This is a genomic window from Streptomyces sp. H51 (assembly GCF_035656535.1).
Lineage (GTDB): Bacteria > Actinomycetota > Actinomycetes > Streptomycetales > Streptomycetaceae > Streptomyces.
In genome coordinates this window covers 287,742-303,352 of sequence record NZ_JAYMHD010000011.1, presented here as the reverse complement: position 1 = coordinate 303,352, position 15,611 = coordinate 287,742, and the positions used below count along the sequence as shown (strand labels likewise).

The following is a 15,611-nucleotide window of genomic DNA, read 5'->3' as shown; positions in this document are numbered from 1 at the left end:
TGCGGTGGGTGCGGTGGGTGTGGTCGGTGCGGTGGGTGTGGTCGGTGTGGTCGGTGTCGTCACGGGCGCTCCAGGACCCACTGCGGCAGACCGGCCTCCGTGAAGACGGCCCGCACCCGCGCCCCGATCCGGATCCGCTCGCGCGGCACCGAGTCGAGCCGTGCCCCGGCCGCGGCGACCAGGTTGCCGACCAGCCGGACGCGGGGGGCGTCGTCGAGTTCGACGACGACCACGGTGTACGGGGCCTGCTCGGCGTAGGCGGGCAGCAGGGGCGGGTGGGGGACCACGTAGGACCAGACGCGCCCGCGGCCGTCCGTCGGGCGCCACTCGGCGGCGAACGACCGGCAGTGCGGGCAGCAGGGGCGGGGCGGGAAGCGCGGCTCGCCGCAGTCGGCGCAGGTCTGCACGCGCAGTTCGCCGCGGCGGGCGTACTCCCAGAAGGGGGCGCCGTCGGCGTCGGGGACCGGGGTCAGCGTCATCCGGCGCTCAACTCCTCAGCAGCAGGGCGGAGGTGGGGACCCCTTCACCGGCGGTGACCAGACAGGTCGCGGCGCCCGGCACCTGCGCGGTGCTCGTCCCGCGCAGCTGCTTGACGCCCTCGGTGATGAGGTTGAACCCGTGGACGTACGCCTCGGACAGCCCGCCGCCCGACGTGTTCAGCGGCAGCCGCCCGCCGATCTCCAGCGCGCCCTGCTCGGTGAACGCGCCGCCCTCGCCGCGGCCGCAGAAGCCGTAGCCCTCCAGGGAGAGCGGGATCAGCACCGTGAACGCGTCGTAGATCTGGGCGACGTCCACGTCCTGCGGGGTGAGGTCGGCGTGGGTGAACAGGTGCCGGGCGGCGGTCCAGGCGGGGCCGGTGAGGGGGTCGTCGGTCCAGTAGTTGACCATGCCGTGGTGCTGGGCGGGCAGGCCCTGGGCGGCGGCGTGCACGTACACCGGCCGCCGGCGGCAGTCGCGGGCGCGCTCGGCGGAGGTGACGACGCAGGCCAGCGCCCCGTCCGTCTCCAGGCAGTTGTCGAACAGGCACAGCGGCTCGCTGATCCACCTCGACGTCATGTACATCTCGCGGGTCAGGGGCCGGTCGTACATGACCGCGGCCGGGTTCTGGTTGGCCCGGTTGCGGCAGGCGAGGGCGACGTTGAAGAGGTGGTCGCGGGTGGCGCCGTACTCGTGCATGTAGCGGCGCGCCAGCACGGCGATCTCGTCCACCGGACGCAGCAGCCCGAAGGGGCGGGTCCACTGGGCGGGCGTGGGCAGCTGGCGGACGGTGTCGGTCCACGGCCGCGGGCCGCTGCCGCGCTTGCGCGAGCGCCAGGCGACCCCGACGGTGGCCTGCCCGGCGGCGATCGCGGCCGCGAGGTGCGCCACGGTGGCGCAGGATCCGCCGCCGCCGTAGCCGACCTTGCTGAAGAAGGTGAGGTCGCCGAAGCCGACGGACTTCGCCAGCTCCACCTCGTCGGTCTCCTCCATCGTGTAGGAGGCGAGCGCGTCGACCTCGCCTGGCTCGATGCCGGCGTCGTCGAGGGCGGCGAGGACGGCCCGGCAGGCGAGCGTGCGCTCGTCCTCGGCGAGGCGTTTCGCGAACGCCGTCTGCCCGATGCCGACGATCGCGGTGGCGTCCTTGAACTCCCGGAGTCCGGCCATGCGTGGACGTACCTCCCCGTGCCGAGGTCGGCTGACAGTCCGTCAGGTTAGCGCTAATCTGACGGACAGTCAGCTATCGGGTGGGAGTGAGCTGGAGGCCGGTCGTGCGCGGTGACGTGGAGTGGGGCTCCGTCCCGGGTCTGGTCCGCTCGGCGGCCGAGCGGTACGCGGACACCGAGGCGGTCGTCGACGGCCGCACCCGGGTGTCGTACGCCGACCTCGGCGCCCGCGTGGAGCGTGCCGCGGCGGCCTGCATGGCGGCCGGGGTCTCGCCCGGCGACCGGGTGGCCGTCTGGGCGCCGAACTCGCTGGAGTGGATGGTGGCCGCGCTGGGCGCGGTGTCGGCGGGCGCGGTGCTGGTGCCGCTGAACACCCGCTTCAAGGGCGCGGAGGCGGCCTGCGTGCTGGCGCGGTCGCGGGCGCGGCTGCTGCTGGTGACCGGCACCTTCCTGGGGACCTCGTACGTGGCGTCGCTGCGGCGGGCGGCGGGGGAGGGCGACGGGACCGGTCCGCTGCCCGGACTGCCGTCGCTGGAGCGGGTGGTGGTCTTCGCGGACGACGCGCCGGCCTCCTTCATGACCTGGAAGGACTTCCTGGCCTGCGGGGAGGGGGTGGGGGAGGGCGAGGTGCGGGCCCGTGCCGCGCGGGTCGGCGGCGACCTGCCGTCGGACATCGTCTTCACCTCGGGCACCACCGGCCGCCCCAAGGGCGCGGTGATCACCCACGCGCAGACGCTGCGGGCCTACGAGGTGTGGGCGGACCTGGCGGGCCTGCGCCGCGGCGACCGCTACCTGATCGTGAACCCCTTCTTCCACACCTTCGGCTACAAGGCGGGCGTGATCGCGTGCCTGATGCGGGGCGCGACGATGATCCCGCAGCCGGTGTTCGACGCCGGCACGGTGCTGGCGAACATCGCCGCGGAGCGGGTGTCGGTGCTGCCGGGCCCGCCGACCCTGCACCAGTCGCTCCTGGACCACCCGGCGCGGGACGCCCACGACCTGTCCAGCCTGCGGCTGGTGGTCACCGGGGCTGCGGTGGTGCCGCTGCGGCTGGTGGAGCGGCTGCGGGACGAACTGGGCGTCGGCACGGTCCTCACCGCCTACGGCCTGTCGGAGGCGAGCGGCATCGTCACCATGTGCCGCCGCGGCGATCCGCCGCCGGTGATCGCGTCGACGTCGGGACGGGCGATCCCCGGCACCTCGGTGCGGGTGGCGGACGCGGACGGCGCGCCCCTGCCGGCCGGCCGGCCCGGCGAGGTCCTGGTCCGCGGGTTCAACGTGATGCGCGGCTACTTCGAGGACGAGGCGGCGACCGCCGAGGCGTTCACGCCGGACGGCTGGCTGCGCACCGGCGACGTGGGAGTGCTGGACGAGGACGGCAACCTGCGCATCACCGACCGCGTCAAGGACATGTTCGTCGTCGGCGGCTTCAACGCCTACCCGGCGGAGATCGAGCAACGGCTGTGCCTGCACCCGGAGGTGGCCGACGCCGCGGTGATCGGCGTCCCCGACGCCCGCCTCGGCGAGGTCGGCCGGGCCTACGTGGTCCGCAGCCCCGGCTCCCCGCTGACCGCCGACGACCTGATCGCCTGGGCCCGCCGCGAAATGGCCAACTACAAGGTCCCCCGCCAGATCCGCTTCGTCCCCCGCCTCCCCCGCAACGCGAGCGGCAAGGTGCTCAAGAGAGAGCTGCGCGACCGGGACGCCTGACCCCGCCCCGGCCCCCCGTCCGCCCCCACCGCCCCCACCGCTCCGACCGGCCGACCGACGCGTCGGCCCGTCTCGGCCTGTCGGCCTGCCTGGGCTTGTCGGCCCGTCTCGGCTTGTCGGCCCGTCTCGGCCTGTCGGCCCGTCTCGGCCTGTCGGCCCGTCTCGGCCTGTCGGCCTGCCTCGGCCGGGTCGGCCCGCCTCCGACTGTCGCCCCCGGCCTGTTGGCCCGTCTCGGCCGGGTCGGCCTGTACTTGGCCTGTCGGCGCGTACTGGCCCGTCGAACCCCGCCGGTCGCGCCGGTCCGCCCGCGCAGGTGCCTCCGGCCGTGTCGGGCGCGGGCGTCCCCCGCGCCGTTCGCGCTGGCGGCTCCGGCCGTGTCGGCGGCAGCGGCGCTCTGCCCGTACCGCCGCAGCGGCGGTGCCGGTTCGTCCCCCCGGTCGGGTTGGCAGGCCACCCGTGGCGCGGGCGGCACGGGTGGCCTGCCAACCCAGCCCGGCCACACGGCCCCCGGCTTGTCGGCCGGCCTGTGCGGGTGGCACCGGCCGTGCCGGTCGCGGCTGCCCGCACAGGGGCTCGCACCGGCCCCCACCGGTGCTACCGGCCGCCCCGGCCGGCCTGGAGTGGCCGCGGCCAGTACCGGCGGTACCCCGCCCATACCCCCCCGTGACCCCCATACCCCCCGTGACCCCCGTGCCGACCCGTGCCCCCGTGCCGACCCGTGTCCGCCCTGCCGTCGTACCGGCGATGCCGGTCCGTGCCCCCCGCCCGGCGGGCCGCTCGCGGCTCCCCTCCGTGCTGCCGCGGGTGGTTGCCGTGCGGGGGGAACGGGTCAGGCCGGTTCGTCGGTGACGTGGATGTTGTCGGTGGTGGCCGTGCCCGTGTCCTTCGTGGCCGTGGTCAGCGGCTCGTCGGTGACGTGGATGTTGTCCGTGCCGGCCGTGCCCGTGTCCTTGGTGCTGGTGGTCAGCGGCTCGTCGGTGACGTGGATGTTGTCCGTGCTGTTCTGGTCGCTCATGGCAACCCTCTTTCCTGGCAGAGCGGTTCGGTTCGGTGAAGGGACGGGATCCGTCAGGCAGCTCCCCCACGGACTGCCGGACGGACCCCGTCGGCCGGCTCACCCTAGAGGGACCGGCCGGTTGCCGTTCCGCCTGCCCCCCGACGCGACGGCCCGACACAGGCGAGACTGCCTGATCGCGATAAACGAACGATGAACGCCCGTTCACACGACCGGAGTCGGCCGCAGCAGACCCCGGACCTCGTCCGCCTCCGGCGCCTGGAGGGCGTCGAAGATCTCCAGGGCCTCCTGCCAGCACACCTGGGCCCGGTCGCGCTGGCTGATGCCGCTGAGGGCGCGGCCCAGCACCGTCAGGACGTTGCCGCGCCGCCATTCCCCGCCGACGCAGCGCAGCAGCGTCAGCGCCGTCTCGGCGTGCACCGCCGCCCGCGCCGGACGGCGGGCCGTGAGGTCCAGCTCCGCGAGGCGGAAGACGGTCATGCCCTCCCACAGGCGCTGCCGGCTGTCCCGGAACACCCGCAGGGCCTGTTCGAGGCACTCGGTCGCCTCCGCCAGCCGCCCGCTGCTGGTGAGCGCCAGACCCAGGGCGTACCGGCCGTTCGCCCCTTTCAGCGCGTGCCCCATGTCGTCGTACATCGCCGTGCCCTGCCGGGCCAGCGCCACCGCGCTGTCGGTGCGGCCGGTGGCCAGGTGGGTGCGCGAGAGGTTGCACAGGGCGCTCGCCTCACCCGGACGGTCGCCCACGGCGCGGAAGTTGTCCAGCGCGCGGGTGAAGTGCCGCTCGCTGTCCGCGTACCGGCTCTGGTACATCGCGATCGCGCCGCTGGCGTTCGACGACCAGCAGCTGGTGAGCGGATCGCCCGCCGCCTCGGCGAGCTCGGTCGCCCGGTCCGCCTCCCGGCCCGCCTCGTCGAACCGGGTCCCGGAGATGTGGTGCACGAAGGCCAGTGCCATGTACGCCCGCCCCTCCGCGCGCCGGTCCCCGGCCTCCTGCGCCACGTCCCGCAGCCTGGCGGCGACCGCCTCGTACTCCCGGGAGTTGGTGCCCGACTCCGCCAGGTCGCAGGCCGCCCACAGCACGTCCACGGCGCGCCGGACCGTCTCCGGCCGCGCCGACTGCCGTACGCAGGCCAGCAGCGACACCGCCTCCGCGTACAGCCAGTCCTGCGCCGCGCGCCGGTCCGCGAAGGACAGCCCCGGCCGGCCGGCCCGTTCCAGGTGGTCCACCAGCCGGTCACCGGGCCGCTCGATCAGGTACACCGCGGCCGCCGTCGCCAGGTAGAAGTCCAGCAGCCGGGACAGCGCCCCGTCCCCTACGGCCGACGGCTGTTCGTCGCGTTCCGCGCACGCGCGCGCGTAGAGGCGTACGAGGTCGTGGTAGCGGTAGCGGCCGGGCGCCGCCGACTCCAGCAGGGACGTGTCGACCAGCGACTCCAGCAGGTCCTCCGTCTCCCGCGGCGGCAGGTCCAGGACGGCCGCGGCGGCCGCCAGCGAGATGTCCGGGCCGTCCGCCAGGCCCAGCAGCCGGAACGCGCGGGCCTGGGCCGGCTCCAGCTGGCCGTAGCCGAGTTCGAAGGTCGCCTTGACCGCCAGGTCGCCCGCCTGGAGCTCGTCCAGCCGGCGCCGCTCGTCGGCCAGCTTGGCCGCCAGCACGGACACCGTCCACGTCCGGCGCGCCGCCAGCCGCGACGCGGCGATCCGGATCGCCAGCGGCAGGAAGCCGCACGCCGCCACCACGTCCAGCGCCGCCTCGCGCTCGGACGCCACCCGTTCCTCGCCGACGATCCTGGTGAACAGCTGCAGCGCCTCGTCCGGCGCCATCACGTCCAGGTCCACCAGGTGCGCCCCGGCCAGGTCGACCATCCGCACCCGCGAGGTGACCAGGGCCGCGCAGCCCTCGGTGCCGGGCAGCAGGGGCCGTACCTGCGCCGCGTCCCGCGCGTTGTCCAGCAGCACCAGCACCCGGCGGCCGTCCAGCACGGAGCGGTACAGGGCCGCCCGCTCGTCGAGGGAGTCCGGGATCGCCGAGTCGGCCGTGCCGAGCGCCTTGAGGAAGGAACCCAGCACCGTCTCCGGGTCGGCGGCCCGCTGGCCCGCGCCCTGGAGGTCGACGTAGAGCTGGCCGTCGGGGAACGCGGTCCGCGCCTGGTGCGCCACGTGCACCGCGAGCGTCGTCTTGCCCACGCCGCCGATGCCGGCCAGCGCCGACACCGCCATCACCCGGCCGCCGTCCGAGGCCAGTACCTCGCCGAGTTCCTTCACGAAGGCGGCCCGGCCGGTGAAATCGGGCACCGTGGCGGGCAGTTGCGCCGGGCGGACCGGCGCGGCGGCGGGCTCGGCGGCGGGGGCCGGAGACTCCGCCAGGCCCGGGTCGGCGCGCAGGATGCGCTGCTGGAGCGCGCGCAGGCCGGGGCGCGGATCGACGCCGAGTTCGTCGGCCAGCAGCCGACGGGTGTCCGCGTACACCGCCAGCGCCTCCGCCTGGCGTCCGCTGCGGTACAGGGCCAGCATCAGCAGCTCCCGCAGCCGTTCGCGCAGCGGGTGCGCCGCGGTCAGCGCGGTCAGCTCCGAGACCGCCTCCGCGTGGCAGCCCTGCTCCAGGTCCATGTCCAGCCGGGTTTCGAGGAGTTGCAGCCGCCACTCCTCCAGGCGGACCCGCTGCGCCTCCGCGTACGGCCCCGGTACGCCCGCCAGGGCCTCCCCCTCCCACAGGGCGAGCGCCCGGTTCAGCCCCTCGCGGGCCCGGCCCAGGTCTCCGGCGGCGCGGGCCTTCTCCGCCTCGCCCGCCAGGTCCTGTGCCACCGCCAGGTCCAGCGCGCCCTCGCCGAGACCGCGCACCGCGTACCCGCCCGACTCGCTGACCAGCACGCCGGGCCCGAACGCCTTGCGCAGCCGTGAGGCGTACGTCCGCACCGCCGCCAGCGCCTGCGACGGCGGCTCCTCGCCCCACAGCGCGTCGATCAGCTCGGCCGCGGTGGCCGTCCGCCCCTCACGCAGCAACAGGGCGGCGAGCAGCGCGCGTTGCTGCGGGGAGCCGGTGCCGACCGGTTCCCCGCCCCGCCGGGCGCGCACCGGGCCGAGCACGCCGAAACACAGCTCCGCGGGCACTGCGGGCGCCGCGGACCGCACGGGCTGCATGGGCGCCGCGGGCTCCGCGGGTGCCGCGGGCTTCGCCGTGGGGCCCGGACGCCCCTGCTCCGGCACCCCCGGTGCCCCCGGTACACCGTCCATCGCCGTCCCCCTCGACATGTTGACAACCCAGCCAGTTTGCCTTGTTGACGCCGGATGTGGCAGCCGAGGAGAGGCCCGTCACAGACGACCGCACGGACATCACAAACCTCTCACAGTCGCCACGCGCGCTTCCGCACGGGGCCGGGCGTCCGAGCGTGAGAACCCGGTGCCGGTATAGCTGACGGACCGTCAGATCAGCGCTACGGTGACCGCCATGGACACCCAGACCGCCAGGGACACCCAAGCCGAATTCCCCCTGATCATCTCCGTCGACGACCACACCGTGGAGCCGCCGGACGTCTGGCGGGACCGCCTGCCGGCGAAGTACCGGGACACCGGGCCGCGGATCGTGCGGGCGCCGCTGAAGGACATGACCTTCCTGGGCGGCCGGTTCAAACCGGTGATGGGCGCGCCGGGCGACGACGGCCCGCTCGGCGACTGGTGGGTCTACGAGGACCTGCACCGCCCGCTGACCCGGCTGGACACCGCGGTCGGCTACGACCGGGACGAGATCAGGCTCGAGGTCATCACCTACGAGCAGATGCGGCCCGGCTCCTACGACGTGCCGCGGCGCCTGGCGGACATGGACGTCAACCACGTCCAGTCCGCCCTCTGCTTCCCCACCTTCCCCCGCTTCTGCGGCCAGACCTTCACCGAGGCGGCGGACCGGGAACTCGCGCTGCTGTGCGTGCGCGCCTACAACGACTGGATGGTGGAGGAGTGGTGCGGGCCCGAGGCGCACGGCCGGCTGATCCCGCTCACCATCGTCCCGCTGTGGGACGCCGAGCTCGCCGCCCAAGAGGTCCGGCGCAACGCCGGACGCGGGGTGCGCGCCGTCGCGTTCTCCGAGATACCGCCGCACCTGGGCCTGCCGTCCGTGCACACCGACGACTGGGACCCCTTCCTCGCCGCCTGCGACGAGACCGGCACCGTCGTCGCCATGCACATCGGCTCCAGCAGCCGCATGCCGTCCACCTCGAAGGACGCGCCGCCCGCCGTCGGGTCCACCATCACCTTCGCCAACTGCTGCTTCTCGATGGTCGACTGGCTGATGAGCGGCAAGTTCGAGCGGTTCCCCGACCTGAAGGTCATGTACGCCGAGGGGCAGATCGGCTGGATCCCGTACATCCTCGAACGCGCCGACGTGGTGTGGGAGGAGAACCGCGGCTGGGGCGGCGTCGCCGACAAGGTGCGCCGGCCGCCGTCCGAGCTGTTCGCCGGGCACGTGTACGGCTGCTTCTTCGACGACGCCTTCGGCCTGCGCAACCTCGACTCCATCGGCGTCGGCAACGTCCTGTACGAGACCGACTACCCGCACTCCGACTCCACCTGGCCGAAGTCGCGGGAGGTGGGCGAGGCGCAGATGGGGCACCTGGACGCCGACGTCGTCGAGCGGATCGTCCGGCGCAACGCGATCGAACTGCTGGGCCTCACCCCCGAGGGACTCTGGCGGTGAACGCCCCCGCCCCCGGCTCTGTCCCCGCGCCCGCCCCCGGCCCTGTCCCCGGCCCCGCACCGGCACCCGCCCCCGCGCCCGGCCCCGCACCGGCACCCGCCCCCGCGCCCGGCCCCGCACCGGCCCCCGCCCTGGCGTACGGCATGCAACTGCCCGTCCAGTCGCTGAGCACGCTCTACGCCGAGCCGTGGGAGGCGGACGCCGGTCCCGGGGACCTCGTCGAGATCGCCCGCGTCGCCGACCGGACCGGCTTCGCCTACCTCGCCTGCTGCGACCACGTCGCCGTCCCGCGCCGGCTGGCCGACGCCATGGGCACGACCTGGTACGACCCCGTCGCCACCCTCGCCTTCCTGGCGGGCGTGACCGAGCGCGTGCGGCTGCTCAGCCACGTCGCCGTCGTCGGCCTGCGGCACCCCCTGCTGACCGCCAAGCAGTACGCCACCCTCGACCGGCTCAGCGGCGGCCGGCTGATCCTCGGGGTCGGGGCCGGGCACGTGCGGGAGGAGTTCGAGGCGCTCGGCGTGGACTTCGCGCGGCGCGGCGCCGTCCTCGACGAGTGCGTGGACGCCCTGCGCGCCGCCCTCGGACCGCAGGAGTTCCCCGAACACCACGGCAAGCGCTACGACTTCGAGGGCCTCGGCCAGCGTCCCCGCCCGGTCCAGGACCGCATCCCGCTCTGGGTCGGCGGCTCCTCGCCCGCCGCGGTGCGCCGGGCCGCGCTCCGGGGCGACGGCTGGCTGCCCCAGGGCGACCCGCGCGAGCGGCTGCCCGCGCGGATCGCCGAGCTGCGGCGGCTGCGCGACGAGGGGGGCGTCGAGGGGCCGTTCACCGTCGGCGCCCTCACCGAGCCCCTGTACGTCGGCACGCCCGCCTGGGACGTCGGGCGGCGCACCCTCACCGGGTCCGCGGAGGCGCTCGCCGAGTCGCTGCGCGCCTACCGCGCGATGGGCGTGCACCAGATCCAGGTGCGGTTCCGCAGCCGGGACCGCGCCGAACTCACCGACCAGATGGCGGCGTTCGGCGCCGGCATCGCCCCCCATCTGTAGCCACCTTCAGCCACCTTCAGCCACCTTCGGCCATCTGCAGAGGAGAAACGGCATGGGCAAGCTGGACGGACGCGTCGTGATCGTCACCGGTGCGGCCCGCGGGCAGGGCGAGCAGGAGGCCCGGCTGTTCCGGGCGGAGGGCGCCGAGGTGGTCCTCGCCGACGTCCTCGACGACCAGGGTGAGGCCCTCGCGAAGGAGATCGGCGCCCGGTACGTCCACCTGGACGTGGGTGAGGAGGAGCAGTGGCGGTCGGCCGTGGCCACCGCGCGGGAGGCGTACGGCCGCGTCGACGGGCTGGTCAACAACGCCGGCATCCTGCGCTTCAACTCCCTCGTCGACACGCCCCTGGACGAGTTCATGCAGGTCGTCCGGGTCAACCAGGTCGGCTGCTTCCTCGGGATCAGGACGGTCGCGCCGGTGATGGAGAACGGCGGCACGATCGTCAACACGGCCTCCTACACCGCGCTGGCCGGCATGGCGGCCGTCGGCGCGTACGCCGCGACCAAGCACGCGATCCTCGGACTGACCCGTGTCGCGGCGCTGGAGCTGGCCGGCCGGGGCATCCGCGTCAACGCCGTCTGCCCCGGCGCCGTCGACACGGCGATGTCCAACCCGGCCCGGCTGGACCCGGACGCCGATCCGCGGGAGACCGCCGAGGCCCTGGACCAGCTGTACCGGGGACTGGTGCCGCTCGGCCGCATCGGGCGGCCGGAGGAGGTGGCCCGCCTCGCCCTGTTCCTCACCTGCGACGACTCCTCGTACGTCACCGGGCAGCCGTTCGTGATCGACGGGGGCTGGCTGGCCGGGGTGAGCATTGTCTGACCAAGCGATCTGATGGCACGTCAGCTATTGACGGTGCACCCCGCCGGTGTCAGAGTCGGCCCATCATCTGACGAACCGTCAGGAAATCTTCAGGTACACGAGGGACGGTGACCCGCCTTGGAATTCGGGCTCTTTGTACAGGGATACGTGGGCAAGCGCGCCGAGACCGACCCGCTGGCCGAGCACAAGGCGCTGATGGAGGAGACCGAGTACGTCATCGAGGCGGACCGGTCGGGCTTCAAGTACGCCTGGGCGTCCGAGCACCACTTCCTGGAGGAGTACTCGCACCTCTCCGCCAACGACGTCTTCCTCGGCTACCTGGCCCACGCCACCGAGCGCATCCACCTCGGCTCGGGCATCTTCAATCCGCTCGCCCAGGTCAACCACCCCGTGAAGGTCGCCGAGAAGGTCGCCATGCTCGACCACCTCTCCGAGGGCCGCTTCGAGTTCGGCAGCGGGCGCGGCGCCGGCAGCCACGAGATCCTCGGCTTCCTCCCCGGCATCACCGACATGAACCACACCAAGGAGATCTGGGAGGAGACGATCGCCGAGTTCCCCAAGATGTGGCTCCAGGACGAGTACGCCGGCTTCCAGGGCAAGCACTGGCAGCTCCCGCCGCGCAAGGTCCTGCCCAAGCCGTACGGCAGGTCCCACCCCGCGATGTGGTACGCCGCCGGGTCGCCGCCGTCGTACGCGATGGCCGCCCGCAAGGGGCTCGGGGTGCTGGGCTTCAGCATCCAGAAGGTGTCCGACATGGAGTGGGTGCTGGAGCAGTACAAGACGGCGGTCGTGAACGCCGAGCCGGTCGGCGACTTCGTCAACGACAACGTGATGGTGACCACCACGGCGATCTGCGCGCCCACCCACGCGGAGGCGATCGAGATCGCGGTGGGCGGCGGCCTGCACTACCTGCCCTCGCTGGTATTCCGCTACCACGACACCTTCCCGCGGCCCGAGGGCTTCCCGGTGTGGCCCGAGACGCTGCCGCCGTACACCCCCGAGTTCGTCGAGGTCCTCATCGAGGAGGAGCTGCTGATCTGCGGCGACCCGGACGAGGTGCTCAGGCAGTGCAAGCGCTGGGAGCAGGCGGGCGCGGACCAGCTGTCCTTCGGCCTGCCGGTGGGGGTGCCCAAGGAGGAGACGCTGCAGACGATCCGGCTGATCGGGGAGCACGTCATCCCGAAGATCGACACGGATCCCGTGCACCGGACCACGCGGTTCCGTCAGGGGGCCTGAGCACCCGGACCCGGGAGGGGAGCCCCATGCTCGATCACGTCATCACGGGCGCGACCGTCGTCGACGGCACCGGCGCGCCCGCCCGCACCGCCGACCTCGGCATCCGGGACGGCCGTATCGCCGTCGTCGGCCGGGTCACCGACGAGTCGCGCACCCGCGAGGACGCCACCGGCCTGGTCCTCGCCCCCGGCTTCGTCGACCCCCACACCCACTACGACGCCCAGCTGTTCTGGGACCCCTACGCCACCCCGTCCCTCAACCACGGGGTGACCACCGTCGCCGCCGGCAACTGCGGCTTCACGCTGGCCCCGCTGAACCCCGCCCGCCCCGGCGACGCCGACTACACGCGCCGCATGATGTCCAAGGTCGAGGGCATGTCGCTGGTCGCCCTGGAGGAGGGGGCGCCCTGGAACTGGCACTCCTTCGGCGAGTACCTGGACGCGCTGGAGGGGCGGATCGCCGTCAACGCGGGGTTCATGGCGGGCCACTGCGCACTGCGCCGGTACGTGATGGGCCCCGACGCGGTCGGCGGGCGGCCCACCCCGGAGCAGCAGGGCGCCATGGTCCGGCTGCTGCACGAGGCCATGGACGCGGGCGCCTGGGGCCTGTCCACCACCCAGTCGTCCACGCACTCCGACGGCGACGGCCGGCCGGTCGCCTCCCGGCACGCGGAGCCCGCCGAGCTGCTGGCCCTGGCCGGCGCCGTCGGCGAGCACGAGGGCACCCAGATCGAGGCGATCGTCGCCGGCTGTCTGGACCGGTTCAGCGACGCGGAGATCGACCTCTTCGTCGAGCTGAGCGCGACCGCGGGACGCCCCCTGAACTGGAACGTCCTGACCGTCGACGCCGCCGTCCCGGAGCGCGTGCCCCGGCAGTTGCTGGCGAGCGAGCGGGCCCGCGAGGCGGGCGGCCGGGTCGTGGCTCTCACCATGCCGATCCTCACCCCGATGAACATGTCGCTCGGCACGTTCTGCGCGCTCAACCTGATCCCCGGCTGGGGCCCGGTCCTGGGCCTGCCCGTGCCCGAGCGGATCGAGAAGCTGCGCGACCCCGGCGTCCGCGCCGAGCTGCTGCGGCGCGCCGAGTCCAGGGAGGCGGGCGTCTTCAGACGGCTCGCGAACTTCGGCCGGTACGTCGTCGGGGACACCTACAGCCCGCGGAACGAGGGCCTGACCGGCCGGGTGGTGAAGGACATCGCGGCGGAACGCGGCCAGGACCCCTTCCACTGCCTGGTCGAGATCTGCGCGGCCGACGACCTCCGCACGGTCCTGTGGCCGATGCCCACCGACAACGACCCCGCATCCTGGGCGCTGCGCGCCGAGACCTGGCGCCACGAGGACGTGCTGCTCGGCGGGTCCGACGCGGGCGCGCACCTGGACCGCATGTGCGGGGCGCCGTACACCACCCGCTTCCTCGGGGACTGCCTGCGCGGGCGGAAGCTGACCGGCCTGGAGCAGGCGGTGAAGATGCTGACGGACGACCCGGCACAGCTGTTCGGGCTGCGCGAGCGGGGCCGCGTCCAGGAGGGCTTCCACGCCGACCTGGTGCTGTTCGACCCCGACCGGATCGACGCGGCCCCGGCCACCCTGGTGCACGACCTGCCGGGCGACAGTCCGCGGCTGGACTCCCGCGCCATCGGCGTGCGGGCGGTCTGGGTCAACGGCGTCGAGGTGATCCGGGACGACGAGGTCAGCGGCGCGGTGCCCGGCCGGGTGCTGCGGTCCGGGCGGGACACCAGGACGGTGAGCACCAGGTGAGCGACGGTGAACGCCGGGCGGACGACGGCGAGCGCCGGGCGAGCGAGGGGCAGCGGCTGTTCGTCGGCGGCGAGTGGGTGGAGCCGGACGGCGGACACTACGCCGTCGTCGACCCGGCGACCGAGGAGACCGTCGGCTGGGCCCCCGAGGCCTCGCGGGACCAGGTGCGCGCGGCCTGCGCCGCGGCCCGCGAGGCCTTCGGGCCGTGGTCGCGCACCCCGCCCGGGGAACGGGCGGCGGTGCTCGCGCGGGCGGCGGACGCCATCCGCGCCCACCGGGAGCCGTACGCGCGGCTGGCGCAGGCGGAGACCGGCGCGACGACCGCGACGGCGCGGGCCATGCAGGTCGGCGTCGCCGCCGCCCGCTTCCGCCGGTACGCGCGCGTGGAGCCCCACGAGTGGGCGATCCCACCGCAGATCGACGAGGCCGGCCCGCTGGGCAGGGCGGGCGTCACCGGCGCGCTCGCGGCACGCCGGCCGGTCGGCGTCGTCACCTGCATCACCTCGTACAACAACCCCTGGGCCAACCCGGCCGGCAAGGTCGCCCCGGCCCTCGCCATGGGCAACACGGTGGTGGTGAAACCGGCCCCGCAGGACCCGCTGTCGGTGTTCCGGATGGCGGAGGCGCTTCAGGCGGCGGGTGTGCCGCGCGGGGTGGTGAACGTGGTCTCCGGCCGGTCGGTCTCGGTCGGTGAGGCGGCGGTGGATTCGGCCGACGTCGACATGGTGAGCTTCACCGGCTCCACGGCCGTCGGCCGGCGCATCGCCGAGGTGTGCGGCCGTGGCATGAAACGCCAGTTGATGGAACTGGGCGGCAAGGGCGCGGCGCTCGTCTTCGACGACGCCGACCTCCGCTCGGCCGTCGCCGGCATCGGCACCACGTTCTCCTTCTACGCAGGCCAGATCTGCACGGCCCCGACGCGAGTACTGGCCCAGCGCGGCATCCACGACCGACTGGTCGAGCAACTCGCCGCCTATGCAGGCCGTTTGAAGGTCGGCGACCCGAGGCAGCCGGACACGGTCGTCGGCCCGGTCATCTCCGCGGCCCACCGGGACCGGGTGGAGTCCTACGTCGAACTCGGCCGCAGGGAGGGCGCGGCACTCCTGACCGGCGGCCGACGCCCCCCTCTCGACCGGGGTTTCTACGTAGCCCCCACCCTGCTGGCCGACTGCACCAACGACATGCGGGTGGCCCGCGAGGAGATCTTCGGCCCGGTCGTCGTGGTCGTCCCCTTCGACGACGAGGAGGAGGGCATCGCCCTCGCCGACGACAGCGACTACGGCCTGATCGACTACGTCTGGTCCGGCGACGTCGCGAGGGCCTTCCGGGTGGCCGCACGCCTGCGCGCGGGCGGCGTCGGCGTGAACACCGTCGCCCGCAACATGGAGGCCCCCTTCGGCGGCTTCAAGCAGAGCGGCGTGGGCCGCGACGTCGGCCGCTACGCCCTGCACGCCTACGGGGAGGTACAGACGATCGTCTGGCCGGGCTGAACGGGCCCCGCAGCCGCGTGCGAGTCACCGCCCCGCCGGACACCGATCCGGTACGCCTCCCGGGCAAGGGCGTGGTCATGCCCCCAAGCCCTTACACCAGTCCGGCCTCGGACAGTCGTTGCCAAGCGGTCCGGACGTGGGTCTCCGTGAAAAGACGCTCCTTTCGGTGATTCCACGCCCTGATGCATGCCGTTACCGATTCGG

11 protein-coding genes are annotated in these 15,611 nt (G+C 74.0%); 7 read left to right on the top strand and 4 right to left on the bottom strand.

Annotated features, from left to right (window positions below; genetic code table 11):
* Positions 1-59: 59 nt before the first annotated feature.
* Both VKA29_RS01885 and VKA29_RS01880 read right to left on the bottom strand, forming a co-directional pair.
* Positions 60-479, bottom strand: coding sequence for an OB-fold domain-containing protein (locus VKA29_RS01885; protein WP_324783334.1), 420 nt, complete (start codon positions 477-479; stop codon positions 60-62).
* A 7-nt stretch (positions 480-486) separates the two neighbouring features.
* Positions 487-1,644 (bottom strand): lipid-transfer protein, encoded by a 1,158-nt coding sequence (locus VKA29_RS01880; RefSeq protein ID WP_324783333.1) that lies wholly within the window; start codon positions 1,642-1,644, stop codon positions 487-489.
* Between the two features lie 104 nt (positions 1,645-1,748).
* Between VKA29_RS01880 and VKA29_RS01875 the strand changes: the two genes are divergently transcribed.
* Positions 1,749-3,353: a FadD3 family acyl-CoA ligase gene (locus tag VKA29_RS01875; RefSeq protein WP_324783571.1), complete on the top strand. Its 1,605-nt coding sequence runs from the start codon at positions 1,749-1,751 to the stop codon at positions 3,351-3,353.
* An 829-nt stretch (positions 3,354-4,182) separates the two neighbouring features.
* Here VKA29_RS01875 and VKA29_RS01870 read toward each other — a convergent pair.
* Both VKA29_RS01870 and VKA29_RS01865 read right to left on the bottom strand, forming a co-directional pair.
* On the bottom strand, positions 4,183-4,368 hold the full coding sequence (locus VKA29_RS01870) for a hypothetical protein (protein WP_324783332.1): 186 nt from the start codon (positions 4,366-4,368) through the stop codon (positions 4,183-4,185).
* 204 nt (positions 4,369-4,572) lie between these two features.
* Positions 4,573-7,506 (bottom strand): AfsR/SARP family transcriptional regulator, encoded by a 2,934-nt coding sequence (locus VKA29_RS01865; RefSeq protein ID WP_324783331.1) that lies wholly within the window; start codon positions 7,504-7,506, stop codon positions 4,573-4,575.
* 307 nt (positions 7,507-7,813) lie between these two features.
* On the opposite strand from VKA29_RS01865, the gene VKA29_RS01860 reads away from it, so the two are divergent.
* From VKA29_RS01860 to VKA29_RS01835, 6 genes are all read left to right on the top strand, one after another.
* Positions 7,814-9,055 (top strand): amidohydrolase family protein, encoded by a 1,242-nt coding sequence (locus tag VKA29_RS01860; RefSeq protein WP_324783330.1) that lies wholly within the window; start codon positions 7,814-7,816, stop codon positions 9,053-9,055.
* A 143-nt stretch (positions 9,056-9,198) separates the two neighbouring features.
* Positions 9,199-10,101: an LLM class F420-dependent oxidoreductase gene (locus tag VKA29_RS01855; RefSeq protein ID WP_324783329.1), complete on the top strand. Its 903-nt coding sequence runs from the start codon at positions 9,199-9,201 to the stop codon at positions 10,099-10,101.
* 52 nt (positions 10,102-10,153) lie between these two features.
* Complete coding sequence (locus VKA29_RS01850; RefSeq protein ID WP_324783328.1) at positions 10,154-10,924, top strand: SDR family NAD(P)-dependent oxidoreductase; 771 nt, start codon at positions 10,154-10,156, stop codon at positions 10,922-10,924.
* A 117-nt stretch (positions 10,925-11,041) separates the two neighbouring features.
* Positions 11,042-12,160: an LLM class flavin-dependent oxidoreductase gene (locus VKA29_RS01845; RefSeq protein ID WP_324783327.1), complete on the top strand. Its 1,119-nt coding sequence runs from the start codon at positions 11,042-11,044 to the stop codon at positions 12,158-12,160.
* Positions 12,157-13,917: a D-aminoacylase gene (locus tag VKA29_RS01840; RefSeq protein ID WP_324783570.1), complete on the top strand. Its 1,761-nt coding sequence runs from the start codon at positions 12,157-12,159 to the stop codon at positions 13,915-13,917. Before VKA29_RS01845 ends, VKA29_RS01840 begins: the two co-directional genes overlap by 4 nt.
* Entirely contained in the window at positions 13,914-15,407 is a 1,494-nt protein-coding gene (locus VKA29_RS01835; RefSeq protein WP_324783326.1) for an aldehyde dehydrogenase family protein, read from the top strand. The genes VKA29_RS01840 and VKA29_RS01835 overlap by 4 nt, the downstream gene beginning before the upstream one ends.
* Positions 15,408-15,611 lie beyond the last annotated feature (204 nt).